The organism is Streptomyces sp. NPDC032745, assembly GCF_055579465.1.
Map to the genome: position 1 here is coordinate 26,298 of NZ_JBVING010000002.1, position 24,082 is coordinate 50,379.

Consider the following 24,082-nt stretch of genomic DNA (forward strand, 5'->3'; position numbering starts at 1 on the left):
CCGTGATCTCATACGAGGATGCCGGCCGCGAGGGCGGCGGCACGGACCCGGGCGGACCCATGGGCACACCTCAGACGGGCGCGAACGCGGACCCGGACGGCCACGCGACCGAAGGGCGCCATGCCGACTGGCTGGAACTCTTCTTCGACCTCGTCTTCGTCGCGCTCGCGGCCCAGCTCTCGCACCAGCTGCACGGCGATCCCGGCCTGCGCGACTTCGCCGTGTTCCTGGCGCTCTACTTCCCGCCCTGGTGGTTGTGGATCAACCTCACGGTCTCGGCGAACATCTTCGTGGACAACAGCCCACGCCGCCGGCTGCTCATGCTCTCCGCCATGCTCTGCATCGCCGTCATGGCCGCCTCCGTGCCCGAGGCCGACACGGACCGCGCGTCCGTCTACGCCCTCGGGTACGCCGGCACCCGGCTGGTGCTGCTCGGGCTGTGGTGGCCTGCCACCAAGTACCCCGAGCCCCTGCGCGTCCCGCGCTGGCGCCCCCTGACCTACTGCCTGGCGTCGGGCCTGCTGTGGGCCGCCTCCGCCACGGTACCCACACCCTGGCAGTACGTGGTCTGGGCCGTGCTCATCGCCGCCGAGATGGCGCTGCTCCTGATCGCGCGCGGCCACCGGATGCCCGCCCGCCTGGACACCGGGCACATCGTCGAGCGGGTCGGGCTGTTCGTCATCATCGTGCTCGGCGAATCCGTGATCGCGCTGGTGACCTCCGCCGACCACACCTGGACCCTGCAGGCCGGGGTCGTGGGCGTCCTCGGCTTCGTGCTGCTCGCCGCGCTCTGGTGGTCGTACTTCGACTTCGGCTCGACCTCGGCCGAGCTGATGCTCGGCAAGGCCGACGACCACCAGGCCTACCTCCTCGCCCGCGACATCGGCGGCTTCCTGCACTTCTTCGTGACCGCGGGCGTGCTGTGCATGGCCGCGGGCCTGGCCACCGCCGTCGAAGAGGCCGGCCACGCCCATCTGCCGGCCGGCGCGGTGTGGGCCCTGGCCGGCGGCCTGGCCCTCTACCACGCGGCCCACGCCTGCATCGCGCTGCGCTACGGCCGCCCGCCGGGCTCCGTCGCCGTCTGGGCCGTTCCGGGCATCTGCATCCCGCTGCTCGTCGTCTGGGGCGCCGGTCAGCTCACGCCGTGGCTGGTCGTCCTGCTGCTGGCCGCCGAGGCGATCGTGCACCTGCTGTACGCGCGCAAGATGCTGCGCCACCGCCTCGCGGCGGCAGCCACCCCCGTGCCGTAACCCCCGCCGAAGCGCCCTATGCCAGGCCGGTCGCCGGCTCCACGGGGAGGAGGTCCGGGCGCTTGGCGGTACGGGCGTCGCCGGAGGAGCGGCCGCTCAGGCGGCGGCCCAGCCAGGGCCCCAGGAACGCGGCGGCCCAGCGCAGTTCGGCGAGGACCGTGGGCGGGGCCGCCCGGTCCGGGGGCAGCGGGTGCGTCCAGGAGTCGTCGCTGCCCGGCAGGCCGAGGGCGTGGGCGAGGGAGGCGGCGATCCGCTGGTGTCCGAGCGGGCTGGCATGCAGCCGGTCGGCGCTCCACAGGCGGGGGTCGGTGACCACGGGATGGTGCCCCGTCTCGACGACGACCACGCCGTGGCGGCCGGCGGCCCCGCGGATCCGGTCGTTGAGGGCGCTCACCCGCGGGGTGAGCGGGCGGGCGAGCGGGGTGATCCGCGCGAGGTCCGGGAAGGTCACCGTGGCGACGCGGGCGCCCTGGGCGGTGAGCGCCCCGAACATCGCCTCGAGGTGGCCGGCGACCTCGTCGGCGTCGAACCGCGGCCGCAGCATGTCGTTGACCCCGGCGACCACGGTGGCCAGGTCCGGGCGCAGGGCAAGGGCCGGTGCGAGCTGCTCGGCGCGGACCTGCCCGGCGAGGCGCCCGCGGACGGCAAGGTTGGCGTACCGCAGGCCGGGAGTGTGGAGCGCGAGGTGCTCGGCGAGACGGTCGGCCAGCCCGCGCAGCCCGGTCGTGTCGTCGCCGTCGCCGACGCCCTCGGTCTGACTGTCGCCCAGGGCGACGTAACGCAGGTACTGCTGCTCAGCGCCCGGCACGTGCCGCCTCCCGCTCCCGCAGGACCGCGATCGTACGCGCGCACCAGTCGCGGTTGCCCCGCTCGAAGGCGAGGCCGCGCAGGCAGGTCAGATAGGGGCCGACGCGGTCGCCGTGCAGCAGGAAGTCCTCCTCGGTGCGGTCGCCGCGCATCGTGCGCAGCAGACCGGTGAACAGGTCGGCCTTGGCCTGGGCGAAGGCGGCGCGCTCGGTGAGCTGCGCGATGAGCGTCTCGGTGTCGACGTGGTCGGCGGCCTGGACCTTGACGACCAGGTCGTCGCGGATGGAGGAGGGCTTGGCGGCGGAGGCGGTGAACAGCTCCAGCTCGGCGAGGCCGGCGCCGGTGACGGTGAACAGTCGCTTGTTGGGCCGGGTGTCCTGGACCACTTCCCGGCCCGTGATCAGCCCGTCCTTCTCCAGCCGGGTCAGCTCCGCGTAGAGCTGCTGCGGGAGCGCGTGCCAGAAGTTGGCCACACCGAGGTCGAACGCCTTGGCCAGTTGGTACCCGCTCAGCTCCTCGTCCAGCAGCGCCGCCAGTACGGCGTGGCGCAAAGCCATCGGATCGCCTCCTCCTCGCCCCTGTTTCCTTCGTGGCCCCTGTCCACGGACACCCTCGGCATGATACTCAAGAAACTGACTAATCATATTGATGAGTAGATACAGCCGAGCATCAGGGAGAAGCCGTGACCGCAGCAGACCGCTTCCGCGCCGCCGTCGACAACCGTGACGCCGCCGCCCTGGAGGCCCTGTTCACCGAGGACGTCCGCCTGTACAGCCCCGTGAAGTTCACGCCGTTCGAGGGCCGGCCGATGGTGCTGGGGCTCTTCGGGGTGCTGCTGCGCACCTTCGAGGACTTCCGCTACGTCGGGCAGTACGCCGGCACCGCCGAGACGAGCGTGGACGGCACGGTGTCCCCGTCGGAAGTCCTGCTCTTCCGAGCGACGGTGAACGGCAGGGCGATCCACGGCATCGACCTGCTGCACTACGCCGACGACGGCCGGATCAAGGAGTTCACCGTGATGGTGAGGCCCCAGTCCGCGGTGCACGCCCTGGGCGAGGCCGTACTCGCCGGCCTGGTCGCCGACGGCCTGGCCCCGGCCCCGGCCGAGGGGACGCCCACTCGCCCTTAGGCTCGCCGGGCAGCCAACTCCCGTACGCACACCCGGAGGAACCGGTGGACATCCGCTCGGCCCAGCAGCTCGCCTGGGACAACAAGCTCGCGAAGGGCTTCAACACCACCGACGTGGCACTGGAGTTCGGGCTGCTGACGGCCGAGGTCGGGGAGGCGTTCACCGCCTGGCGCAAGAAGCTGCCCGACTTCGGGGAGGAGCTCGCGGACGTGGTCCTGTACGTCGCGGCCCTCGCCGAGATGAACGGCATCGACCTGGAGTCCGAGGTGGAGCGGAAGCTGGCCAAGAACCGCGACCGCGTCTACGTCCGCGACGAGCGGGGCGTCCTGCACCGTATCGAGGCCCCGGGCGGAGCGGGCGACGAGGCGAGGAGCCACCGGTGACCGCCGCGACGCGAGTGGCGCTGGCCACCTCGGCCATGGGACTGGCCTTCGACGCGGACCTGCCGCTGATGCTCGAAGCGCTGCGCGCCCGCGGGGTCGACGCCGTGGCGGCGCCCTGGGACGCCGCCGGCTTCGAATGGTCGCAGTGCGCCGCCGTGGTCATCAGGTCCACCTGGGACTACGCCGAGCGGTGGCCGGAGTACCTGGCCTGGGCGGACGCGGTGCAGGATGCGACGCGGCTCGACAATCCGGCCGGGCTCGTGCGCTGGAACACCGACAAGCGGTACCTCGGGGAGCTCGCCGGCCGTGGCGTGCCCGTCGTGCCGACCCGGTTCATCGCACCCGGCGAGGCCCTCGCGCTGCCCGAGCACGGCCAGTTCGTCGTCAAACCGGCCGTCTCGGCCGGCGCGCGCGACACCGCGCGGTACGCGGAGCACCATCACGATCTGGCGGCCGGGCACGTCGCGGCGCTGCACGCCGCCGGATCCACCGCGATGGTGCAGCCGTACCTGTCCCGGATCGACGAGGGCGAGCGGGCGCTCGTCTTCCTCGGCGGCGTCTTCAGCCACGCGATGCGCAAGGGCCCGGTGCTGACCGACGTCGGGGTCGTCGACAACGAGCGCGTGCCGCATCCGAACCTGGTGCCGCACCGGCCGTCCGCGGCGGAACTGGCCCTGGCCGGGGCGGCGCTGGCCGCCGTTCCCGGTGCGGAGGACCTGCTGTTCGCGCGGGTCGACATCGCGACGGCGGACGACGGTACGCCGGTCCTGATGGAGGTGGAGCTCGTGGAGCCCAACCTCTTCATGGCCCACAGCGAGCACGGGCTACGGCGCTTCGCGGACCTCGTCCACGAGCGCGCCGCAGCTGATCACTGACGCGCGTCGGAGTCCGGCCCGGAGCCGTGCCACCTGATGCGGGCGGCGACGGGGAGGTGGTCGCTTCCCGTCGCGGGCAGCGCCCGGATCCGGGTGACGGTCGCCGCGCGGGTCATGACCTGGTCGATCCGGGCCACCGGCAGCGCCGCGGGCCAGCTGAAGGCGAAGTCCCGGCTGGGCGGGTCCATCTGCGCGGCGACCGGATCCAGCCCGCGGTCGTCCACCGTGCTGTTGAGGTCCCCGAGCAGGATCAGCGGGTCCGTCCGCTCCGCGGCGAGCGCGGCGCCGAGCAGGGCGGCGCTCTCGTCCCGCCGTACGGAGCCGAACCCGTGCGTCGGGCCGAGGCGCACCGAGGGCAGGTGCGCGACGTACACGGCGACTTCGCCGTTCGGCGTACGGGCGGTGGCCCGCAGTCCGCGGTTCCAGCCCTCCCCCACGCCGGTCGGCCGGATGTCCACCGGCCGCACCTGCGACAGCGGGTGCTTCGACCAGAGGCCGACCGTGCCCTCCACCGCGTGGTACGGATACTCCGGCGCGAGCTCCGCCCCGAACGCCGGCGCGGCGGCCGGCGTCAGCTCCTCCAGGGCGATGAGATCGGCCCGGGTCCCGGCCAGGGCGCGCGCGGTGCCCGCCGGATCGGGGTTCTCGTCGCTGACGTTGTGCTGGACCGCGAGGAGGTCGGGGGCCCGGTCGTCGCCGGGGAGCAGGAAAGCGCCGAAGAGGCCGAGCCAGGCGGCTGCGGGCAGCAGCACTGCGCAGGCGGCCACGGCCGAGCGGCGCAGCAGCGTCAGGGCCAGCAGGACCGGGACGGCCAGGCCGAGCCAGGGGAGGAACGTCTCCAGCAGGCTGCCGGGACGGCCCGCCGTATCGGGCACCGCGCCGTGGAAGACCAGCAGGCAGGCGACGAGGACCGAGAGCCCGGTGAGCACCCGCCCCCGCCCGCGCCACGACCCCTGCCACGACCCCTGCCACCGCCACGGCCACCGCCGTGACCACTGCTTCCCCACGCGCCCTGCTCCCGATCGGCTCGGCATCCCCCCGCATCGTGGCCACTCGCACGACGTCGCACCGTACGACGACGCCGCGCGCGGTGATCCGGTTCCCGCGGCCCTCCGGAACCGGAGCGCCGCCACTCCTTGGCCTGCGCGGGGCGGGCCGTCACCCGGCCGCCGAGCGGCCGGGAACCGCGCTGACCCGGGCCAGGACGAGGACCGTGTCGTCGGTCGCCGTGTCGGGCAGCAGGTTCCCGAGGATGCGGTCGGCCGCCTCCTCCAGCGAGCCCAGGGGCGCGCGCAGCTGCTCGCGCAGCGCGTCCACGCCGGTGTCGATGTCCTGGCCGCGGGCCTCGACGAGGCCGTCGGTGTACAGGGCCACGGTGGCGCCCTCCGGGAGCTCGATCTCGACCGACCGGTACGGTACGCCGCCCACGCCGAGCGGCACCCCGAGCACGTCGCCGACGGTGTGCACCGTCCCGTCCGGGTGGCGTACCAGGGGTGGGAGGTGGCCGGCGTTGGCGATGCGGGCGCGGCCGGTGTGCGGGTCGTAGAGCAGGTACAGGCAGGTCGCCCACTCGATGCCGGCCTCCTGGGCGCAGACGTCGAGTTCTTCGAGCAGCGCTGCGGGCTCCGCGGTGTGCCGGGCGAGCGTCTTCGCGGTGATCCGCAGCCGGCCCATGGCCGCGGCGGCGGGCACGCCGTGTCCCATCACGTCGCCGACGACGAGGGCGACCCGGTCGCCGGACAGGGCGATCGCGTCGTACCAGTCGCCGCCGACCTCGGTGACCCTGCTGCCGGGCAGGTAGCGGTGGCTGATGTCCACGTACGGGCCGCCGGCGGGGGCGCTGGGCAGCAGGGCGCGCTGGAGGGTGAGGGCGATGTCCTGGACCCTGCCGTACAGCCGGGCGTTGTCCAGGCACAGCGCGGCCCGGGAGGCCAGTTCACCGGCGAGGCCGAGGTCCTCTTCGGCGAAGGCCGGGCGGGCGGCGGAGCGGCCGAACATGCTGATGCCCTGCACCGTGCCGCGGGCGATGAGCGGTGCCATGAGGATGCAGGTCAGCCCGCTCTCCAGCAGCAGTCGCGCGCGCTGCTGGTGCACGACGGTCCGGGTCGTGAAGTCCTCGTCGACCGTGAAGCAGAGCGGGCGGCCCGTGCTCAGCATCTGGTGGATGTTGGAGCCCGGCGGGTACGTGACCTTCTCCAGGCCGCTCACGAGTTCGACGGCGGGCTCGGGGAGGGTGGTACCGGAGGCGATCCGGCGGGTGGTCACCGGCAGCGCCGGGTCGAAAGCCTCGGTCTCGTCCATCCACTCCACGAGTTCGACGACGGAGGCGTCGCAGAAGTCCGGGATCACCGAGTCGACCAGCTCCTGTGCGGTGACGTGCAGGTCCAGGGTGGTGCCGATGCGTGCCGAGGCCCGGTCGAGCAGGGCGAGGCGCTGGCGGGCGGCCGTCGCCTCCAGGATGGCCTGCTCCCGGTCGGTCACGTCCAGCAGCAGTCCGCCCGCGCCGCGCCGGGTGTCCCCCGCGCCGCTGAGCGGGAAGAAGCTGACCGAGCGCACCTGGTCGCGGTCGGGGTGGCCCGGTGTGCGCAGCCCGACGAGGGTGCCGATCACCGTCCGGCCCTCCTGGGCCACGGACCGCAGCATGCGCTGGTACTCCCCGCCGTCGGAGGTGATCATGATGTCCGCCATCCGGCGGCCCAGGTGCTCCTCGAGCGGGACCCCGTCCATGTCGGCCAGCGCCTGGTTGAGGTGGACGTAGCGCAGCTCCTCGTCCAGCATGACCAGGCCGATCGGGCAGGTCTCGAAGAGGGAGTCGAGGAAGGACAGGTTGGTCTTCACCCGGTCCAGCTCGTCGCCCCTGCTCGCCAGGCCCATGACCACGGAGCCGCCCGTGGAGCCGGTCATCGGGAAGACCCGGAAGCCGCAGTTGAACACGGAGCCGTCCCGGTGCAGGGCCGGCATCCGTACCCGCCAGTAGCCCAGGGCCCGGGCGCGCTCCACGAGCTGCGCGGCCCCACCGGGACCGTCGCCGGGGGCCGGCTCGGGGAAGAGGACCGCCGCGGGCCGCGACAGCACCGCAGGGGCCTCGTGGCCGAAGAGGTTCTGGGCGCCGGGGCCCCAGTAGCAGACCCGGTCCTCGTCGTCGATGCCGAAGACGGCCACCACCACTTGTTCCAGCAGGGACCCCGGTTCGGACCGAATCGGGCCGGGACCGTCCGCGCCCCCCAGCCGGTCCGATGGCATCGGCAGGCCCCCTTCTGCGCACGGCTCGCACGCGTGGCTGACCGAGCACGCGTGGCGGACACGGGCGCTCCCCTCAATTCTGCCCGCCATCGGGAAGGAGGACATCACGGCGCCGCACGGGAGCGGGCCGGTCGCCCCCGGTGACACCGGCCGCAGGCCTACGCGGGTGCGGGTGCCGCGCGGGTGCGGGTGGGCGGGGCCCCGGGCAGCATCGTGTCCGGGAGGGACGCCCATGACGCACACCGAACCCCGCTCTCCCGAGTTGACCACGGTCTCGCGACCGGGCAGGTCACAGGCGGTTTCCCGGTGGGGCCGCCGATGGGCAACAGGCAACCCGTCGACCCCCGCGGGCAGCCGGGCAAGGCTGATGGCGTCAGCACGTCAGCACCGAGGCAACCCAACAGGGGGACAAGATGCGCAAGATGATCCGCGGCGCCGCCGCGCTCGCCACCGCCGCCGCGGCCGTCGTGGCACTGGGCGGCGCGGCCGACGCCAAGCCTGCCGACGACTGGGCCGGCTGTCCGTACGGGGCGGTCTGCATCTACCCGCAGAACCAGAACCCAGCCGTCAAGCCGAGCCAGATCTTCTACAGCTACGGAGCCCACAACCTGAGCAACCAGTTCGGCAACCACTGGGTCCTCAACAACCAGTACGGCGGAGCCACCGCCAGCCTGTGCACCGGCTACAACGGCGTCGGCTGCGGGTCCCGCATCGCCGAGGGGACGGGCGTCTACGCCGACCTCGGCCCGATCAACTCCATCACCCTCAACCGGCCGTAACCGAGCGGCTGTTCACACATCCTTCCGGATCCGCCGGCCGCGGCGGCTCCGGAAGGCCGCTGTGCTGCGCGTTTTTGCGCCACGCCGGGCGGAACGCGTGCTCCGCCGTCCGACCCCCGCGGTAGCCTGGGACCTTCCATCTCACAACCTGGGCGCGCTGTGCCATGGGGGATGCCGTGGGGGACCCGGACCGCGGACGGAACACCGACCACCAGCACGATTCACCCGAAGCCACCGAGGCCGTCGAGGCCACCGACGGCTCCGGCACGTCCTTTCCCGCCCGGTTGAGGCAGCTGCGGGTGCAGCGCGGCCTGTCGCTGGCCGACCTGGCCCGCAGCACGCACTACAGCAAGGGCTACCTGAGCAAGATCGAGACCGGCGCCAAGCGGGTCACCCGCGATGTCGCGCTGCGCTGCGACCAGGTACTGGAGGCCGGCGGCGCCCTGTTACGGCTGGTCCCGGAGGCGGAAGTCCCCAGGGCCCGGGCGGGATCGGGCACGGGGGGCGGCGCCGACGGTCCGGCCGGGCCTCAGTCGGCCGGCCAGTGCCCCTACCGCGGCCTCGCCGCCTTCACCTCGCGGGACGCGGCCTGGTTCTTCGGCCGCGACCTGGTGACCGCCGCCCTGGTCGAGCGGGTCTTCGAACGGATCGGCAGCGGCCCGCTGATGCTCGTCGGCCGGTCGGGCGCAGGCAAGTCGTCCCTGCTCAGCGCGGGTCTCGTACCGGCCCTGCGGCGCACCGGCGGATTCCCGATGGCGGGCGCCGACGGCTGGCCGGTCGTACGGTTCACACCGACCGCGCATCCGCTCCAGGAGCTGCTGGACCGCACCTCGAAGGTGCTCGGCGGCGATCTCGGCCTCACCGTACGGGAGCTGCGGGACCGGCCGGAACGGCTGCTCGAGGCCGTCGACGACCTGGCGGGCGGCACCGCGGCACCATCCCGGGGGCGCCGGCTCCCCACCGTCCGGCCGGTATTGCTCGTCGACCAGTTCGAGGAACTTTTCACCCTCTGCCCCGACGAGGACGAGCGGCGCGGCTTCGTCCGCGTCCTGTGCGCCCTGGCCGCACCGGGGCCGGGGCCGGCGGCGCACGACCCGGCCGTGGTGGTGCTCGGAGTCCGGGCCGACTTCTCCGGCAACTGCCTGGACCTTCCCGAACTGGCCCCGGTCTTCACCGACGGGCTGTTCGTCCTCCCCCCGATGTCCGTGGCCGAGCTGCGCGAGTCGATCACTCGCCCGGCGGAGCTGGCCGGGCTCACGCTCGAGGCGGGTCTGGTCCCCCTGCTGCTGCGCGACGCGGGCCTGCGGGAGGAGCCCGGGACGCCGGCCCCGGCGGGCGGGCCGGGGGACACGCCGTCCGGTGCGCTGCCGCTGGTGTCCCACGCGCTGATGGCCACCTGGCAGCGGCGCGAGGGGGCCACCCTGACCGTGGCGGGCTACGAGGACACGGGCGGGATCCGGGGCGCGGTCGCGCACACGGCCGAAAGCGCGTTCGCCCGCCTGTACCCGGCCGAGCAGCGGACGATCCGCCGCATCCTGGTGGCGCTGGTCCATGTCGCCGAGGGCACGGGGGCGACGCGGCGGCGGACGGACCGGACCGCGCTGATGGAGCAGCTGGCCGACGCGGACCGGGCCGCGGCGGCCCTCGACGCGTTCGTCCGGGCCCGGCTGATCACGATGGACAGCGACACCGTGGAAATCACCCACGAGGCCCTGCTGCACGCCTGGCCGCGGCTGCGCGGCTGGATCCACGCCGACCGGGACGGGCTGCTGGTCCACCGTCAACTGGCCCAGGCCGCCGAGGAGTGGGAGCGCGAGGGCCGCGATCCGTCCGTCCTGTACCGCGGGACCCGGCTGGAGAGCGCCCGTGCCTGGGCCGACGAGCTCGACGGAAGGAGCCGGCTCAGCCCCCGGGAGGCGGCCTTCCTGCGCGCGAGCCAGGCCGCGGACGACGCCCGGCGCACGCAGGCGAGGCGCCAGGTCCGGCTCCAGCAGCGGATGCTGGCCATGCTGGTCGGCCTGCTGGCCCTGGCCCTGACGGCCGGGGCGCTGGCGTACCAGCAGCGGGCGGGCGCGCTCGGCCAGGAGCGCATCGCCCGTTCGCAGGCCCTCGCCGTGCAGTCCACCTCCCTCGCCGCCGGTCAGCCCGAGGCCTCGATGCGGCTCGCCGAGGAGGCGTACCGCACCGAGGCGACGCCCCAGGCGCGGGGCGCGCTGCTGAGCACGCAGGCCCAGCCGTTCCTCGCCCGCCTGGGCGGGCACAGCGGCCCGGTCAACGCGGTGGCCTTCGCCCCGGGGAACCGGCTGCTGGCGACCGCCGGTTCCGACGGGAAGGTGCTGCTGCGGCGGGTCTCGGACCGGCGGACGACGGTGACCCTGACCGTGCCTGGCCGGGTGCGCGCGGTCGCCTTCGGCCCCGACGGCCGCACCCTCGCGGCGACGTCCACGGACGGTCCGGTACGGCTGTGGGACACGGAGGGACACGAGCTCGCGGTGCTCCCCGCGCAGACGGCGGACGCCCGTGCCGTGGCCTTCGCGCCCGACGGGCACACGCTCGCCGTGGCGGGCGCCGACGGGACGGTCCGGCTGTGGGATCCCGCGGGCGGTGGTGCGGCGGCGGTGCTGGCCGGCCACACGGGGAGGGTCAACGCCCTGGCGTACGCGCCGGACGGCAGGACGCTGGTGTCGGCGGGCGTCGACCAGACCGTGCGGCTGTGGGATCCGGTGGCGGCCCGTCAGCTCGCCGTCCTCGAGGGACACACCGGTGAGGTGCTGGGCGTGGCGTTCGCGCCGGACGGGCGGACGGTGGCCTCCGGGGGCGTCGACCGGACCGTGCGGCTGTGGGACGTGGCCGAAGGCCGTACGACGACGGCGCTGACGGGCCACAACGACGACATCAACGCGGTCGCCTACACCCCGGACGGCGCCACGGTCGTCAGCGCGAGCGGCGACGGCACCACCCGGCTGTGGGACGTGCGCAGCGGCCGGCTCACCTCGACGCTGGCCGGACACACCGACTACGTGCTCGCGGTCGCGGTGGACTCGGGCGGCACGATGCTCGCCACCGCGGCCTTCGACCAGTCGGTGGTGCTGTGGGACCTGCGCGGCCCGGTCCTGACCTCGCGCCCGTTCACGGAGATCTGGCACGCCGCGTACGGCCCGGACGGGAAGCTGCTGGCCACGGCCGACGCCGATCACACGGTGCTGCTGTGGGACGTGGCCGGGCGGCGGGTGGTCGCGACGTTCGCGGGCCACACCGAGACGGTGTTCTCGGTGGCCTTCTCCCCCAACGGGAAGCTCCTGGCGTCGGCGGGCTCCGACGGGACGGTCCGGCTGTGGGACGTGGCCTCGCGTACGGCCCTGGGCACGCTGGCCGGTCACAGCGGGACGGTGTTCGCGGTGGCCTTCTCCCCCGACGGGAGGCTCCTGGCGTCGGCCGGTTCCGACCGTACGGTGCGGCTGTGGGACGTGGCCTCCCGTACGGCCCTGGGCGCGCTCACGGGCCATACCGACTTCGCGAACGACGTGGTGTTCAGCCCGGACGGCCACACCCTGGCGAGCGCCGGCGACGATCTGACGGTACGTCTGTGGGACGTGCCCGGGCGGCGGCCGCTGGCCACGCTCACCGGTCACGCGGGTGCGGTACGGGCCGTCGCCTTCAGCCCGGACGGGCGGACGCTGGCGAGCAGCGGCAACGACGGCACCGTACGGCTGTGGGACGCCCGGCGGTTCGAGGCCGGGGCCGTGCTGGCGGGCCACACCGGCTCCGCCCGCGCCGTCGCGTTCTCCCCCGACGGCCGGACGCTGGCCAGCAGCGGCAACGACCGTACGGTGCGGCTGTGGGACGTGGCCGGGCGGCGGCTGTGGGCCGCCCTGACGGGTCACACCAGCGCGGTGTGGGGCGTGGTCTTCTCGCCCGACGGACGGACGGTGGCCAGCAGCAGCAACGACGGCACGGTGCGGCTGTGGAACCCGGACCTCCGGGCCCGGCTCGCGGAGATCTGCCGGCTGCACGCGGGCGACGGCGCCGCGCGGTGCGCCGAAGAGCCCTGACCGGCGGGGGTTTCCCGGGGGTTTCCCGTTGCCCGTCCGGGTGGTGTGCCGCCGGGACCTCGACGCGGGGAGGCCGCAGCCCGCAGGCTCGTTCCGGCTGCGGCACACGCCAACGGCCTCCCCCGCCACAGCGCTTCCCCACGGCAACGAGAATCGAGGATCCCGCATGCTTCGCCGGTCCGGTCTCATCGGCACACTCATCGCACTCCTGGTCTGCCTCCTGTGGCCCCCTGCCTCGGCCGCAGCCGCCGACAACTCGTGCCGGGTCCTGGCCCCGGGGGCGTCCGCCGCCGCCGAGCGGGCCGTCGGCGCCGCCTGCGCACAAGTCACCGCCGACGTCTGGTACACGTGGGGCGGCGGCCACGGTCCGCAGCCCGGGGCCACGTACGGGCAGGTGGACCCTACAGATCCGGCCAGCGAGCACGATCCCGAGCGGCTCGGCTTCGACTGCTCGGGACTGGTCCGCCACGCCTACGCCGAGGCCACCGGGTCGGACATCCTGAACGGGGTCGCCGGCGCCCAGTACTACACGCACCACGCGGCCGGCCGCTTCAGCGCGGCCCAGGGTCTGGCCCCGCTGCTCCCCGGCGACCTGCTGGTGTGGGGCACCTCCCGGGACCTGCACCACATCGCGATCTACCTGGGCGCCGGCAAGATGGCGGAGGCCCGGCAGTCCGGTACGAAACTGATGGTCAGCGACGTCCGGCTGAACGACGGCTACTACGGGGCGGTGCGGATCGACCCGGGTCCGGTGACCGGGCACGTGTTCCGGACCTGGGGCACCGGTGTCTGGACCAAGGCCCAGCCGTCCACCGCGGCCGCGCGTGTCTACGCCTTCCCGGGGCCGACGACGATCCGCGTCGAGTGCCAGAAGCACGCGGAGAAGGTCACCTCCGACGGCTACACCAACGACGCCTGGTCCTACCTGCCCGACTACAAGGCATGGGTCACCAACATCTACATCCAGGGGCCGGCGTGGCTGGAAAACGTCCCTGCCTGCACGTTCTGAGGCGGCCCGCAGTCGGTCCGCACCCGTCCGGCACGTACGATCGCAGGCCGCGGCCTTGATCACCGCCCGGGGGCGGCGAGTCCACGAACGCGAAACCCTTCCCGTCACTCTGCAGTTGAGGAACAACACGTGCGCCTGCCTCTCGACCGACGCCTGACTCTCAGTGCCACCCTGCTCGCCGTGCTCGCCGGTGTGGTGCCCGCGACCGCCGCCGAGGCAGCGGCGACCCCGTTCTCCGGCCAGGCGGCGCAGACCGCCGCGCCCGCGCCGGTGCCCGATCTCGAGGCCGTGACGCAGGCGTTGAAGAACACCACCGCGGTCGGTGCCCCCGGCGCCATGGTCCGCATCACCGGTTCCGGTGCGCCGCTGACCAGTGCGGTGGGTGTGCAGGACCGGACCACCGGTGCGGCCATGGACCTCAAGGGCCGCTTCCGCATCGGCAGCGTCACCAAGACGTTCTCCAGCGTCGTCCTGCTCCAGCTGGTGGACGAGGGGAAGCTGAGCCTGGACGCCCCGGTCAACCAGTACCTGCCCGGCCTGCTGCCCGACGACCGGATCACGGTGCGTCATCTGCTCACCCACCGCAGCGGGCTGGCCGACTACACGAACGCCATGTTCGACAAGACCGTGCCCGGCTTCGAGGCCGTCCGGAACAAGGTCTTCACCTACCAGGAGCTGGTCCAGCTCTCGCTGCGCGAACCGCGCACGACCGAGCCGGGCGTCTCGTACAAGTACTCCAACACCAACTTCGTGGTCGTCGGCATGCTCATCGAGAAGGCCACCGGGAACGGCGTGGCCAAGGAGTACGAGCGCCGCATCATCAAGCCGCTGAAGCTGAAGAACACCTCGTACGTGCACCCCTCGACCGCGATCAAGGGTGCGCACCTGCACGGCTACCTCCACCCGGACGAGGCCGGGGCGCCGCTGGTCGACTCCACCGAGCAGACGGTGTCCTGGGCACAGTCCGCGGGTGCGATGATCTCGAGCGCCGCCGATCTGAACACCTTCATGTCGGCGCTGCTCGGCGGCAAGCTGCTGGCGCCGCGCATGCTCGACGGCATGCTCACCATGACCCCGACGGACGCCACGAACACCCGGTTCTACGGACTGGGCCTGCGTCGCTACGACCTGTCGTGCGGTACCTCGGTGTACGGGCACACGGGCACGGTCCAGGGCTTCTACACGTACGCCTTCGCCACCCGCGACGGCAAGCGCAGCCTCGCGGCGGTGGCGAACACCTCGAACAAGGGTGAGGCGAACACGGCCCTGGGCGGCACGCTCGAGGGCGCGTTCTGCGGGAAGAAGGCGCCTGCGGCCCCCAAGGCCCAGCGCAGCTTCGCGCTGATCCCGGACCTGACGGCGGCCCCGGCCGAGCAGGACCTCCCGGAGCACGGCTCGCGCTGACCCCGGCAGCCGGTGCCGCTCGGCGGTCCCCTGCCGAGCGGCACCTCTGTTCCGGGCGGTGACGATCAGGTGGCCCGGAGCCTGGGCGGGAGCCGGGGCGAGGTGCGGCGGCCGGGTCGCGCCGGGCGGACGGCGGCCGTCAGGGCACGGATCCGGTCGGTGAAGTCCGGGTCCGGCAGCGGGAGTTCGAGATCGTCGTCGACGTAGCTGACGGCGGCCGAGACGTACTCCATGACGGCCATGACCGTGCTCGAGCCGCGCTTCGGCCCGCCTCCGCTGGGCCGCAGCGCCCGCAGGACGCGCAGGGTGGTGGGCAGGCTCGCATCGGCCGAGAGGTTCCGCTCCGCCCCGTCGAAGACCACGGTGGCGGCGTCCGGCCCGTCCGGCGCGTCCGCCGCGCCGGGCGCATCCGTCGTATCCGGTGAATCCGCCGCGTGCCGGGCGGCGGACGGGGTCGACTGGCGCCGCCACCAGACGGCTTCGTGGTTCTCGCCGAGCGCGAGGTGGTGGAGGTACAGGCAGTACGAGGCGATCGAGTCTCCGGCGCCGGCGGCGTACTGCCACCAGAAGCGGGCGGAGTCCTCGGCGTCGGTGAGCAGCAGGATGCAGCCCAGGACGCGCGCACCGGAGGGCTGGGGCAGCTTGTTCGTGAGGAAGTCGCCCAGCTCGGCGACGGCGGCTCCGGTGACGGCCGTTTCGCACAGCGCCTGGAGGTCGCGCGCGGCTCCCCGCATATCCTTTCTGTGCGGTTCGCCCGCCGCCGCGCCGGAGGCCCGTGCGCCCGCCCGGTGGTGCGGTTCGCCGCCGGTGTCCGCGATGTCGGCGGGGGCGTGCGAGGCGTCGTGGAGACGGGCTCGGGCCAGCAGTTGGTCAATGGTCGAGGTCACCGGAGACCTCCTCTTCGGTGGTGGTGTCCGGGTACAGGGCGGCGTGCAGGTTGCGCTTGGCGTGCCGTGCGGTGGACCGCACGGCGGCGAGGGAGACGCCCAGTTCGTCCGCCGCCCGGTCGTCCTCCAGCCCGCACAGGTACAGCAGGACGATGACGTCCCGCTGGAGCGGGGCCAGTTCTCCGACGGCCCGGAACAGGGCCATGGACTCCGCGACCTGGCCGACCGGGTCCGGGGCGAGGTCCAGGGCCATCGTGTCGAAGGCGGCTTCGACGAGGGAGGGGCGGCCGTTGTCCTTCGGCGCGCGTTCGAGCACGGTCTGGCGCAGGATCGGCCACGCGAACCGCTCGGGGTTCTCGCTGGCGAGTGCGTCGTGCCACAGCATCAGCAGCAGGGTGAACACGTCGTCGACGGCATTGCGGACGAGGCCGGGGCGGCGCAGGAACGCCGAGGCGTAGCAGGTGTAGTGCGGGTGGTGCATCTGCCGGAAGGCCAAGTAGTCCAGGGGGACCGAGGCGGCCCGGGTGCGGTGGCGGGCGCCGCCCTCGTGGAGGCAGTCCTTGATCCACGAGGTGCGTTTGCCGAGATCCCGCGCGGCAAGCACCCAGCGGAGCCGCATCGTGTCGTACGGCACGCCGGGCCGGTCCAGCGCGAGGAGCACCGTACGGACGAAGACCCAGCGGGGATAGCGGCCGACGGCCCGCAGCAGTTCGGAGATGTGCCCCTTGGGCCGGCCGGTGCGCGCCTGGAGCTCGTCCAGGGTCACTCCCCTGCCGTGGATGGCGTCGCGCAGCGGTTCCAGCCAGGCGCGGTGCGCCGCTCCGGTGCCCTCGGCGATGGGACCCAGCGGGCGGCCCGGTTTGCCGCGCCCGCCCTGGGGGACGTCCTGGGGTGCCGAGTGGAGGTTCATCCGCGCGGCTCCTCGTCCCGGTCGGGCACCTGCACGGAGGGCCGCTCGCGGCGGCTCTCCGCGGGTCCCGTGCCCGCCTGCACGATCTGCTGCACGCCCAGCGCGACCGACGGGATGAGTGCGGTGATGGCTGCGACGGGCTGTCCCGCCACCACCATCACCACACTGAATGCGAAGATCGCTAAGAGCGCCACCACGGTGACGATCATCCGGTTGTTCTTCATCGCGCCGTCCTCTGGCTGTGTGCGCCATGGTTGATGTCTGTCCGGGATTCCGGCTCCTGGCGTTGCCGGCGCCCCCCTTCAAGAGCCGAGGGCAAGCATGGAGTGAACAGAGTTGGACAGGTGCGAAAAAAGCAGAACGGGGAACAATCAGAACCGGATACGGGCCCGCTTCAGGCGGAGTCCAGAGGAAGGCGGGCCACCAGCCGTGCGCCGGCCGGGGCGTCCTCGACCGTGAGGGAGCCGCCCAGCCGGGTGGCGATGTCGCGGGCTATGGCCAGGCCGAGGCCCGTGCCTCCCTCGTCGCGGCTGCGGGCGTCGTCGAGGCGGGTGAACCGCTCGAAGACCCGCTCCCGGTCGGCGGCCGGGATGCCCGGCCCGTCGTCGCGCACCTCCAGCACGGCGGTACGCCGGGCCGCGTCGATCCGCAGGAGGAGCCGGACCCGCCGGTCGGCGTGGCGCTGGGCGTTGTCCAGCAGGTTGGTGACGAGCCGGGAGAGCCACAGCGTGCTGCCGCGCACGGTGGCCTCGGGAGCGATGTCCATGTCGACGGGGATCCGGTCCCGCCTGCGCGAGCGGGCCGCCTCGCGGGCGACGTCCGCGAGGTCGACGGCTGCTGCCGGGGGCGGTTCCCCGGTGTCCAGGCGGGCCAGCAGGAGAAGGTCGGCGGCGAGGTCCTGGAGCCGTACGGTGTCCTCCAGGGCCCCGCTGACCAGTTCGCCCCACAGCGCCGGATCGGGGTGGGCCTGGGCTACCTCCAGCTGGGTGCGGAGCACCGTGATCGGGCTGCGCAGCTCGTGCGAGGCGTCGGCGATGAACCGGCGCTGGCGGATCCCGGCGGCTTCCAGCCGGTCCAGCGTGGTGTTCATGGTGACGGCGAGCCGGGCGATCTCGTCCTGGCTGCGCGGTACGGGCACCCGGCGGTGCAGGTCGCGGTCGCTGATCTCGGCGACCTCGGCGCGGATCGCCTCGACGGGGCGCAGCGCCCAGCCGGTCACGCGCCAGGTGACCAGCGCGACGGTGAGCACGAGCAGCGGTACCCCGACGGCCAGCGCGCCGGTGATGACGTCGTCGGCGGCGTCGGCCTGCCGCAGCGAGGTCCCCGCGTAGACGGTGACCAGTCCCTCCCCGGTGACGGTGGTGACCTGGACGACGCGATGGCGGCGGTCGCCGCGGGCCGGGCCCTCCTTCCAAGTGCCGCGGACCGTGCCGGGTTTGCCCGGGCGGGCCGGGGAGAGGGCGGGGCGGCCGGCGAGGTTGGGGCTCGCCGCCAGGACGCGGCCGTCGGCGTCGACGACCTGCAGGAAGTCGGTGTCCCGCCCGGGTGTCAGTACGGTGTCGAGGCGGCCCGCGGCCGCGAGCCCGGCGGTGGAGAGGGCCTGCCGTTCGGCATCGGCCTGGGCGCCCCGCATCAGGTTGCCGTCCAGCATCCCGAGCAGGGCGAAGGAGGCCGCGCCGAGCGCGAGGGCCACCACCGTGGAGGCGCCGAGCGTGGCCCGCGCGCGGACGGAGCTGGGGCGCAGGCGCCGCGCGGTGTCTCGGATCCGGCGGAGGGTGCGTGGGCGGCCTCCGCCGGGGGACGGGGCGGCGGCGCGGTTCACCGGTTCAGCCACCGTCGGCCGCCAGCCGGTAGCCCGCGCCGCGGACGGTCTCCACGGCGGCCCGGCCGAAGGGAGCGTCGATCTTCCGGCGCAGGGCGCTGACGTGGACCTCGACGACGTTCAGGTCGCCCTCGTAGGCGGAGTCCCAGACGTGCTCCAGTATCTCCCGCTTGGGTACGACCTCACCGGCCCGCCGGGCCAGGTACACGAGGACCGCGAACTCGCGCGAGGTCAGCCGGGCTTCGGTACCGGCGCGCGTGCACCGCTGCCCGGCCGGGTCGATCACCAGGTCGCCGAACTCCATGACCTGCGGGCTGCGGCGGCCGGTACGCCGGATGAGGGCACGCAGCCGGGCGACCAGGACCACGTAGGAGAAGGGCTTGGAGAGGAAGTCGTCGGCGCCGGTGTCGAGGGCCTCGGCCTCGTCGTACTCGCCGTCCTTGGCGGTGAGCATCAGGATTCCCGACTCGCAGCCGCTCGCGCGCAGCCGGGCGCAGACCCGGTAGCCGTTGAGCCCGGGCAGCATGATGTCGAGCACGATGGCGTCGTAGTCGTGCTCGCCGGCCAGCCACAGGCCCTGCGGGCCGTCGTGGGCGACGTCCACGGAGAAGCCCTCGGCCTGCAGACCCCGCTGCAGGGCCGCGGCGAGCCGCCGTTCGTCCTCGACCACCAGTACGCGCATGGGGACAAGGTTCTCAGGTCGCTCCGGCGGCTTGCTGAAGAGGTCTTCAGGTGGCTTCAGCGGGGCTTCAGCATCCGGCGCGCAGGATCTGCCGAGCCGGGCAGGGTGCTCGGAGAACGCGAGGAGCATGCCGATGACTCAGTCCAGTCCCCAGCCCCCCGAGCCGCCCGCGGCCCCGGGCGAGGCCAAGGCCGACGCGACCGCGACCGGTACGGCGGCCGGTCGCCGCGGCCGGCTGGTCCGGCTGGCCCGTGAGGGGCGTACGCGATGGGTCGCCCTCGGGCTGGTCGTCCTGATCGGCGGCGGGGCGGCAGCGGTGGCGGCTGCCGAGCACGGCCACCGGGAGCACATGCGGGACGGCTTCGTCGCCAAGGTCCGCGAGCACGGCCGTGCGGGGAAGCCGGCTGAGGGCCCGATGGGCCCGAAGCTGCACAAGGGCGCCGAGCCGGAGGTCGTCGACGGCGACCGCGGCCTCCCGGGCCGTGGACCGGGATCCCGCGGTCCGGGAGGCCGGGTGGACGGGTCCGCCAAGGGCGCCCCGGTGCCGTTGCCCGCGCTGTCGGCGGCCCAGGCCGTCGAGAAGGCGACGGCCGCCGTGGAGGGCGGCAAGCTCGAGTCGCTGCGCGCCGTCGCGCAGCAGGGCGGCGGCAGCGCCTGGCTCGCCGTGGTCCTCGGTCCCGACGGGGTCCGGCACGCCGTGACCCTGGCCGGCGCCGACGGCACGGTCACCGGCAACACCGTTGCCGGAAAGGGACCGCTCGGTCCCCGCTGACCGGGCAACCGGCCGTCCGTTCCGCCCCGGCGGGACGGACGGCGATCCGGCGGTCGCTCTGCCCCGGCGGGTGTCCGCCGTCACGCTCCCTCGGAGTGCAGCGAGTCCAGCACGGCGAGGTCCTCGGCACGGAGGCGCAGGGCGCCGGCGGCCACGTTGGCGGTGAGGTGGTCCGGGTTGCCGGTTCCGGGGATGGCCAGGACGTGCGCTCCGCGGTGCAGGGTCCAGGCCGGCCGGATCTCGGCGGGGCCCACCCCGTGGGCGCGGGCCACGGCGAGCACCTGCGGGTGTTCGGCGCCGCTCGTGCCCGCTTCGCGTCCCGTACCGGCGATCGAGTAGAACGGCACGAACGCCACGCCCTGCTCGCCGCAGGTGCGCAGGAACGCCTCCTGCTCGGGCCGGGCGCCGAGCCCGTACAGGTTCTGTACGCAGACCACCGGCGCGATGGCCCGGACCTCGGCGACCCCGCGCCCGCCGGACCGGCCCCCGCCCTGACGGCGGAGCTGGCCGGGCTCCTGGCCGCTCCCGCCGACCCGGTCCGCCGCAACCTCGACCACTTGCGCTACCACCAGGGCCCGCTCGGCCCCCGGGCACGGGCCCGGCACACGGACCCGCAGGCCCGGCTGCCCCGGCTGGCGGAGGAGCTCGAGGCGTACTGGAAGCTCGCGCTCGCCCCGTACTGGGCCCGGATCCGCTCGGTGCTGGAGGCCGATGTCTTCCACCGGGCCCGGCAGGCGGCCGAGCAGGGCGCCGGCCACGTCATCAACGAGCTGCACAGCGCGGTGCAGTGGGACGACAACGCCCTGCGGCTGGTGCGCCGGACCCGGCCCCTGTCCCGGGAGACGGCGGGCCGGGGGCTGCTGCTGGTTCCCTCGGCCTTCCTCGGGCCCGGCCTGCTGACCCGGATGACGCCGCCGGATCCGCCGCAGCTCGCCTATCCGGCGCGCGGGGTGGGCGCGCTGTGGGCGTCGCGGCCGCCGACCGGGAAGTCCGAGGCCCTTGCCGCCGTGCTCGGCCGTTCGCGGACCCTGCTGCTGACCGAGCTCGAGGCGCCCGCCTCCACCACCGAGCTGGCCCGCCGTACGGGGCTCTCGGCGGCCGGGGTGTCCCGGAACCTGACCGCGCTCCGCGACGCGGGCCTGGTCAGCGCGCACCGGGCGGGCCGCTCGGTGCTGTACGCCCGCACCGCGGTGGCCGAGACGCTCCTCGGCTCCTGCGCCTAGAACGGCTTGGTGGGGAGGTACTTGCCGTCGAGGGTGATGACGGCGCGCTCGCCGCCTTCGGGGTCCGCGACCTTCCTGACGTCCAGCTTGAAGTTGATCGCACTGATGATGCCGTCGCCGAACTGCTCGTGGACCAGGGCCTTGAGGGTGGTGCCGTACACCTGCAGCATCTCGTGGAAGCGGTAGACGGTCGGGTCGGCCGGGATGCCGCCGGGGATCGAGCCCCGGGTCGGGATGGTCTGCAGGAGCAGCGCGGCCTCGGCGTCGAGGCCCAGCAGCTCGGCGACGGCCTCCGCGGAGGCGGCCGGCAGGGGGTGCTGGCCCAGCACCGCGGCGGTGACGAAGGCGACCGACAGGCCGGCCGCGTCGGCGATCTGCTGCCAGGTGAGGTCCTTGCGGATCTTGGCCGCGACGGCGGCGTTGGCCAGGGCCTGACGGGCGGCGGGGTCGAACTGGGCGTGGATCACGGTAGGTTCCCTTTCAGGGTGGAGTGGCGGGAGGGGCGGATCAGGCCGCGAGGGCGGCGGACCGGCCGGTGGCGGGGTCGATCCGCTCGACCGTCCCGGTGGGGATGTCGTAGACCCAGCCGTGCAGGGTGACGGCGTCCGCGGCCAGGGCGCGGGCGACCGCGGGGTGCGTGGCGAGGTTCGCGAGCTGCGCGGCGACGTTGTTCCGGATCAGGACCTCGACCTCGCCTCGCGGCGCCCCGGTGGGCGCCGCGTGGCGCAGCCAGCCGGCGATGGCGGGCAGGTCCGCGAGGTCCTGGCCGGCCGCGAGCGCGGTCATGGCGCCACAGGCGGAGTGTCCGCAGACCACGATGTCGCGGACGCCCAGGACGGCGAGCGCGTACTCGATGCTGGCAGCGACCCCGTCGGTGCCGTTGGCGCCGTCGGCGCCGTCGGCGCCGTCGCCGGCGGCCGCATGAGCCGGTACGAGGTTGCCGGCGGTCCGGATGACGAACAGCTCGCCCGGCTCCCGCTGGGTGATCAGCTCCGGGACGACGCGGGCGTCGGAGCAGCTGATGAAGAGCGTCTGCGGCCGGTGGGTGGTCGCCAGGCGGGCGAAGAGCTCCGCCTTGGCCGGGAAGACGTCCTGCTGAAAGTGCGCGACGCCCTCGGCGAGGTCTTGCACGGTCACTCCCTTCGGTGGTGCCTGCCCTGGTCGGGCTGACGAGATCCACCCTGCATGACCTGTACCTATAGTGTCCAAGACGCAATATTCATGATCGTTATTGGTGCGATCTATAGTGGTGCTCATGCCTCTGGAACTGCGCCATCTCCGCTATCTGCTGGCCGTGGCCGAACACGGCAGCTTCACCCGCGCCGCCGAGGAGCTGCACATCTCGCAGCCCACGCTGTCACAGCAGATCAAGCAGCTGGAGCGGACCGTGGGGAGCCGGCTGCTGGACCGTACGGGGCGCGCCGTACGCCTGACCGACGCGGGCGCGACATTCCTCCCGTACGCGCGCCGCGCACTCCAGGACCTGGCCGCCGCCGAGCGGGCCGTCCTGGACGTGGCGGACCTCTCCCGCGGCAGCCTGCGCCTCGCCATGACGCCGACGTTCACCGCGTACCTGCTGGGCCCGCTGGCCGCGGAACTCCATGCCCGGCACCCCGGAATCACCCTGAACGTCAAGGAGATGACGCAGGGTCGGCTGGAGTCGGCGCTGCTGGCCGATGCCGTGGACCTGGGGATCGCCTTCCAGGGCGCGCACCTGCCCGGCGTCGGCGCCACCGACCTGTTCACCGAGTCCCTCGGCCTGGTGGTCGGCCCGGCCCACCCGCACGCCGGCCGTACCGAGCCCCTGCCGGTGCCGGAACTCGCCGCGTGCCCGCTCGCGCTGCTCAGCGGCGACTTCGCGACCCGGGCCCACATCGACGCGTACTTCCACCGGCACCGGGTCGAACCGCCGATCGCGGTGGAGGCCAACTCCATCAGCGCCCTCACCGAGATCGTCCGGCGCACCGGGCTCGCCACGGTGCTCCCCGACGCCGTCACCCGCGACCACACCCCGCTGTACCCCGTCCCCCTCGCCCCCGCTCTCCCCGCGCGGACCGTGGTCCTCCTGCGCCGGGAGAGCGCGTACGAGAGCGCCGCCTCCCGCGCCTTCACCTCGCTGGCCCGGCAGTGGGCCGACGGCTGAAACCGTGGTCAGGCCGCGAATACCAGCGCCACTTCGGCGGCGTACGCCCGTAGCAGGGGTTCCAGGATGGCCGGGTCCTCGGCGGGGCCGGGCAGCAGACGGCGGGCCTCGTCCTCGGTGGCGTGACTCAGCAGCCACGCGCGGGCCCACGCCGGGTCCGCGGAACGGTCGGCGCTGCGGATGCGCGCCTCCGCGGCGGCGTAAGCTGCGCCGGGCACCCGGGCGGCGATGACCGGGAACACGTGCTGCTCCTCGGCTTCGATGTGCTCGGCCAGCAGATCCCGCTGGTCGGCGAGGAGCCCGGCCAACCGCCGGGCGTGGCGGCCGGGCTCGGCGGCGAAGCGGTCCGCGGCCGCGTCGCAGGCGGCCTGGAGCGCGTCGAGCGCCTCGTGGTCGTGGAGGAAGCGCACGATGCCGGCCACCGCGTCGGCCGCGTCGGGCACGGCGTCCAGCACCACCGGCCACAGGATCTCGTCCTCGCCGCGGTGGTGGCCGCGTACGACGGAGTGGTAGCGGTGCACGTACCGGGCGACGGCCTCCGCCCGCGCGGGCCCGGCCGGTTCCGCGGCCGCGGCGAGAGCGGCGAGCAGCCGGGCGAGGCGCTCGATGTCGGCCAGGATCGCGCGGTGGGCGAGCCGGATGCCGGTGAGGTCCGCAGCCGCCGCAGGGTCGTACCGCCTCGCGGGGGTGCCGTGTTCGCTGTCCATACGCA

24 protein-coding genes are annotated in these 24,082 nt (G+C 73.9%); 11 read left to right on the forward strand and 13 right to left on the reverse strand.

Going from position 1 to position 24,082, the window contains the following annotated elements:
• The first annotated feature begins 2 nt into the window (after positions 1-2).
• Positions 3-1,250, forward strand: a complete 1,248-nt coding sequence (locus ACZ5WG_RS04515; RefSeq protein ID WP_468720577.1) for a low temperature requirement protein A — start codon at positions 3-5, stop codon at positions 1,248-1,250.
• 16 nt (positions 1,251-1,266) lie between these two features.
• Here ACZ5WG_RS04515 and ACZ5WG_RS04520 read toward each other — a convergent pair whose 3' ends face one another.
• Both ACZ5WG_RS04520 and ACZ5WG_RS04525 read right to left on the reverse strand, forming a co-directional pair.
• Positions 1,267-2,058 carry an SGNH/GDSL hydrolase family protein gene (locus ACZ5WG_RS04520; protein ID WP_468720579.1) on the reverse strand — a complete coding sequence of 264 codons (792 nt, stop codon included), beginning with the start codon at positions 2,056-2,058 and terminating at the stop codon, positions 1,267-1,269.
• On the reverse strand, positions 2,045-2,614 hold the full coding sequence (locus ACZ5WG_RS04525; protein ID WP_468720580.1) for a PadR family transcriptional regulator: 570 nt from the start codon (positions 2,612-2,614) through the stop codon (positions 2,045-2,047). The genes ACZ5WG_RS04520 and ACZ5WG_RS04525 overlap by 14 nt, the downstream gene beginning before the upstream one ends.
• A 125-nt stretch (positions 2,615-2,739) precedes the next feature.
• Here ACZ5WG_RS04525 and ACZ5WG_RS04530 point away from each other — a divergent pair, with 125 nt between their 5' ends.
• The 3 genes from ACZ5WG_RS04530 to ACZ5WG_RS04540 are packed head-to-tail and all read left to right on the forward strand — an operon-like array spanning position 2,740 to position 4,444.
• On the forward strand, positions 2,740-3,186 hold the full coding sequence (locus ACZ5WG_RS04530; RefSeq protein WP_468720582.1) for a nuclear transport factor 2 family protein: 447 nt from the start codon (positions 2,740-2,742) through the stop codon (positions 3,184-3,186).
• A gap of 44 nt (positions 3,187-3,230) precedes the next feature.
• Positions 3,231-3,569, forward strand: a complete 339-nt coding sequence (locus ACZ5WG_RS04535) for a MazG-like family protein (RefSeq protein ID WP_468720583.1) — start codon at positions 3,231-3,233, stop codon at positions 3,567-3,569.
• On the forward strand, positions 3,566-4,444 hold the full coding sequence (locus ACZ5WG_RS04540) for an ATP-grasp domain-containing protein (RefSeq protein WP_468720584.1): 879 nt from the start codon (positions 3,566-3,568) through the stop codon (positions 4,442-4,444). The genes ACZ5WG_RS04535 and ACZ5WG_RS04540 overlap by 4 nt, the downstream gene beginning before the upstream one ends.
• On the opposite strand, the gene ACZ5WG_RS04545 is transcribed toward ACZ5WG_RS04540, so the two are convergent.
• Positions 4,438-5,478, reverse strand: a complete 1,041-nt coding sequence (locus ACZ5WG_RS04545) for an endonuclease/exonuclease/phosphatase family protein (RefSeq protein WP_468720585.1) — start codon at positions 5,476-5,478, stop codon at positions 4,438-4,440. The genes ACZ5WG_RS04540 and ACZ5WG_RS04545 overlap by 7 nt on opposite strands.
• A 124-nt stretch (positions 5,479-5,602) precedes the next feature.
• Positions 5,603-7,687, reverse strand: a complete 2,085-nt coding sequence (locus tag ACZ5WG_RS04550) for a SpoIIE family protein phosphatase (RefSeq protein ID WP_468720586.1) — start codon at positions 7,685-7,687, stop codon at positions 5,603-5,605.
• Between the two features lie 413 nt (positions 7,688-8,100).
• Here ACZ5WG_RS04550 and ACZ5WG_RS04555 point away from each other — a divergent pair, with 413 nt between their 5' ends.
• The 4 genes from ACZ5WG_RS04555 to ACZ5WG_RS04570 all read left to right on the forward strand — a co-directional run bounded on the left by ACZ5WG_RS04555 (position 8,101) and on the right by ACZ5WG_RS04570 (position 14,931).
• On the forward strand, positions 8,101-8,466 hold the full coding sequence (locus ACZ5WG_RS04555; protein ID WP_383511678.1) for a hypothetical protein: 366 nt from the start codon (positions 8,101-8,103) through the stop codon (positions 8,464-8,466).
• A 176-nt stretch (positions 8,467-8,642) separates the two neighbouring features.
• On the forward strand, positions 8,643-12,518 hold the full coding sequence (locus ACZ5WG_RS04560; protein WP_468720588.1) for an nSTAND1 domain-containing NTPase: 3,876 nt from the start codon (positions 8,643-8,645) through the stop codon (positions 12,516-12,518).
• Positions 12,519-12,684: 166 nt separating this feature from the next.
• The gene (locus ACZ5WG_RS04565) at positions 12,685-13,527 is read left to right on the forward strand and encodes an NlpC/P60 family protein (RefSeq protein ID WP_468720590.1); all 843 of its coding nucleotides are present in this window, start codon (positions 12,685-12,687) and stop codon (positions 13,525-13,527) included.
• A 135-nt stretch (positions 13,528-13,662) separates the two neighbouring features.
• Positions 13,663-14,931 carry a serine hydrolase domain-containing protein gene (locus ACZ5WG_RS04570; protein WP_468721425.1) on the forward strand — a complete coding sequence of 423 codons (1,269 nt, stop codon included), beginning with the start codon at positions 13,663-13,665 and terminating at the stop codon, positions 14,929-14,931.
• 65 nt (positions 14,932-14,996) lie between these two features.
• Here ACZ5WG_RS04570 and ACZ5WG_RS04575 read toward each other — a convergent pair whose 3' ends face one another.
• From ACZ5WG_RS04575 to ACZ5WG_RS04595, 5 genes are all read right to left on the reverse strand, one after another.
• Positions 14,997-15,818, reverse strand: a complete 822-nt coding sequence (locus tag ACZ5WG_RS04575) for a hypothetical protein (protein WP_468720591.1) — start codon at positions 15,816-15,818, stop codon at positions 14,997-14,999.
• The gene (locus ACZ5WG_RS04580; RefSeq protein WP_468720592.1) at positions 15,802-16,728 is read right to left on the reverse strand and encodes an RNA polymerase sigma factor; all 927 of its coding nucleotides are present in this window, start codon (positions 16,726-16,728) and stop codon (positions 15,802-15,804) included. The genes ACZ5WG_RS04575 and ACZ5WG_RS04580 overlap by 17 nt, the downstream gene beginning before the upstream one ends.
• Positions 16,725-16,952: a hypothetical protein gene (locus tag ACZ5WG_RS04585; RefSeq protein WP_468720593.1), complete on the reverse strand. Its 228-nt coding sequence runs from the start codon at positions 16,950-16,952 to the stop codon at positions 16,725-16,727. The genes ACZ5WG_RS04580 and ACZ5WG_RS04585 overlap by 4 nt, the downstream gene beginning before the upstream one ends.
• A gap of 170 nt (positions 16,953-17,122) precedes the next feature.
• Positions 17,123-18,562 (reverse strand): sensor histidine kinase, encoded by a 1,440-nt coding sequence (locus ACZ5WG_RS04590; RefSeq protein WP_468720595.1) that lies wholly within the window; start codon positions 18,560-18,562, stop codon positions 17,123-17,125.
• Positions 18,555-19,232 (reverse strand): response regulator transcription factor, encoded by a 678-nt coding sequence (locus ACZ5WG_RS04595; protein ID WP_468720597.1) that lies wholly within the window; start codon positions 19,230-19,232, stop codon positions 18,555-18,557. The genes ACZ5WG_RS04590 and ACZ5WG_RS04595 overlap by 8 nt, the downstream gene beginning before the upstream one ends.
• Before the next feature lie 133 nt (positions 19,233-19,365).
• On the opposite strand from ACZ5WG_RS04595, the gene ACZ5WG_RS04600 reads away from it, so the two are divergent.
• Positions 19,366-20,004 (forward strand): hypothetical protein, encoded by a 639-nt coding sequence (locus tag ACZ5WG_RS04600; RefSeq protein WP_468720599.1) that lies wholly within the window; start codon positions 19,366-19,368, stop codon positions 20,002-20,004.
• An 80-nt stretch (positions 20,005-20,084) separates the two neighbouring features.
• On the opposite strand, the gene ACZ5WG_RS04605 is transcribed toward ACZ5WG_RS04600, so the two are convergent.
• The gene (locus ACZ5WG_RS04605) at positions 20,085-20,561 is read right to left on the reverse strand and encodes an aldo/keto reductase (RefSeq protein ID WP_468720600.1); all 477 of its coding nucleotides are present in this window, start codon (positions 20,559-20,561) and stop codon (positions 20,085-20,087) included.
• On the opposite strand from ACZ5WG_RS04605, the gene ACZ5WG_RS04610 reads away from it, so the two are divergent.
• Positions 20,562-21,227: a winged helix-turn-helix domain-containing protein gene (locus tag ACZ5WG_RS04610; protein WP_468720602.1), complete on the forward strand. Its 666-nt coding sequence runs from the start codon at positions 20,562-20,564 to the stop codon at positions 21,225-21,227.
• Here ACZ5WG_RS04610 and cynS read toward each other — a convergent pair.
• The gene (cynS, locus tag ACZ5WG_RS04615; protein WP_468720603.1) at positions 21,224-21,694 is read right to left on the reverse strand and encodes a cyanase; all 471 of its coding nucleotides are present in this window, start codon (positions 21,692-21,694) and stop codon (positions 21,224-21,226) included. The two genes, ACZ5WG_RS04610 and cynS, sit on opposite strands and share 4 nt — an antisense overlap.
• A gap of 40 nt (positions 21,695-21,734) precedes the next feature.
• The gene (locus ACZ5WG_RS04620) at positions 21,735-22,358 is read right to left on the reverse strand and encodes a carbonic anhydrase (protein ID WP_468720604.1); all 624 of its coding nucleotides are present in this window, start codon (positions 22,356-22,358) and stop codon (positions 21,735-21,737) included.
• 124 nt (positions 22,359-22,482) lie between these two features.
• On the opposite strand from ACZ5WG_RS04620, the gene cynR reads away from it, so the two are divergent.
• Positions 22,483-23,370 (forward strand): transcriptional regulator CynR, encoded by an 888-nt coding sequence (gene cynR, locus ACZ5WG_RS04625; RefSeq protein WP_468720606.1) that lies wholly within the window; start codon positions 22,483-22,485, stop codon positions 23,368-23,370.
• Positions 23,371-23,378: 8 nt separating this feature from the next.
• On the opposite strand, the gene ACZ5WG_RS04630 is transcribed toward cynR, so the two are convergent.
• Positions 23,379-24,077, reverse strand: coding sequence for a hemerythrin domain-containing protein (locus ACZ5WG_RS04630; RefSeq protein WP_468720607.1), 699 nt, complete (start codon positions 24,075-24,077; stop codon positions 23,379-23,381).
• Positions 24,078-24,082 lie beyond the last annotated feature (5 nt).

Excerpts from the sequence above, each read along its gene's own strand:
- ACZ5WG_RS04525 (WP_468720580.1), bottom strand. The coding sequence starts at position 2,614 with ATGGCTTTGCGCCACGCCGTACTGGCGGCGCTGCTGGACGAGGAGCTG.
- ACZ5WG_RS04545 (WP_468720585.1), bottom strand. The coding sequence starts at position 5,478 with ATGCCGAGCCGATCGGGAGCAGGGCGCGTGGGGAAGCAGTGGTCACGG.
- ACZ5WG_RS04550 (WP_468720586.1), bottom strand. The coding sequence starts at position 7,687 with ATGCCATCGGACCGGCTGGGGGGCGCGGACGGTCCCGGCCCGATTCGG.
- ACZ5WG_RS04555 (WP_383511678.1), top strand. The coding sequence starts at position 8,101 with ATGCGCAAGATGATCCGCGGCGCCGCCGCGCTCGCCACCGCCGCCGCG.
- ACZ5WG_RS04565 (WP_468720590.1), top strand. The coding sequence starts at position 12,685 with ATGCTTCGCCGGTCCGGTCTCATCGGCACACTCATCGCACTCCTGGTC.
- ACZ5WG_RS04580 (WP_468720592.1), bottom strand. The coding sequence starts at position 16,728 with ATGAACCTCCACTCGGCACCCCAGGACGTCCCCCAGGGCGGGCGCGGC.
- ACZ5WG_RS04585 (WP_468720593.1), bottom strand. The coding sequence starts at position 16,952 with ATGAAGAACAACCGGATGATCGTCACCGTGGTGGCGCTCTTAGCGATC.
- ACZ5WG_RS04595 (WP_468720597.1), bottom strand. The coding sequence starts at position 19,232 with ATGCGCGTACTGGTGGTCGAGGACGAACGGCGGCTCGCCGCGGCCCTG.
- ACZ5WG_RS04600 (WP_468720599.1), top strand. The coding sequence starts at position 19,366 with ATGACTCAGTCCAGTCCCCAGCCCCCCGAGCCGCCCGCGGCCCCGGGC.
- cynR (WP_468720606.1), top strand. The coding sequence starts at position 22,483 with ATGCCTCTGGAACTGCGCCATCTCCGCTATCTGCTGGCCGTGGCCGAA.
- ACZ5WG_RS04630 (WP_468720607.1), bottom strand. The coding sequence starts at position 24,077 with ATGGACAGCGAACACGGCACCCCCGCGAGGCGGTACGACCCTGCGGCG.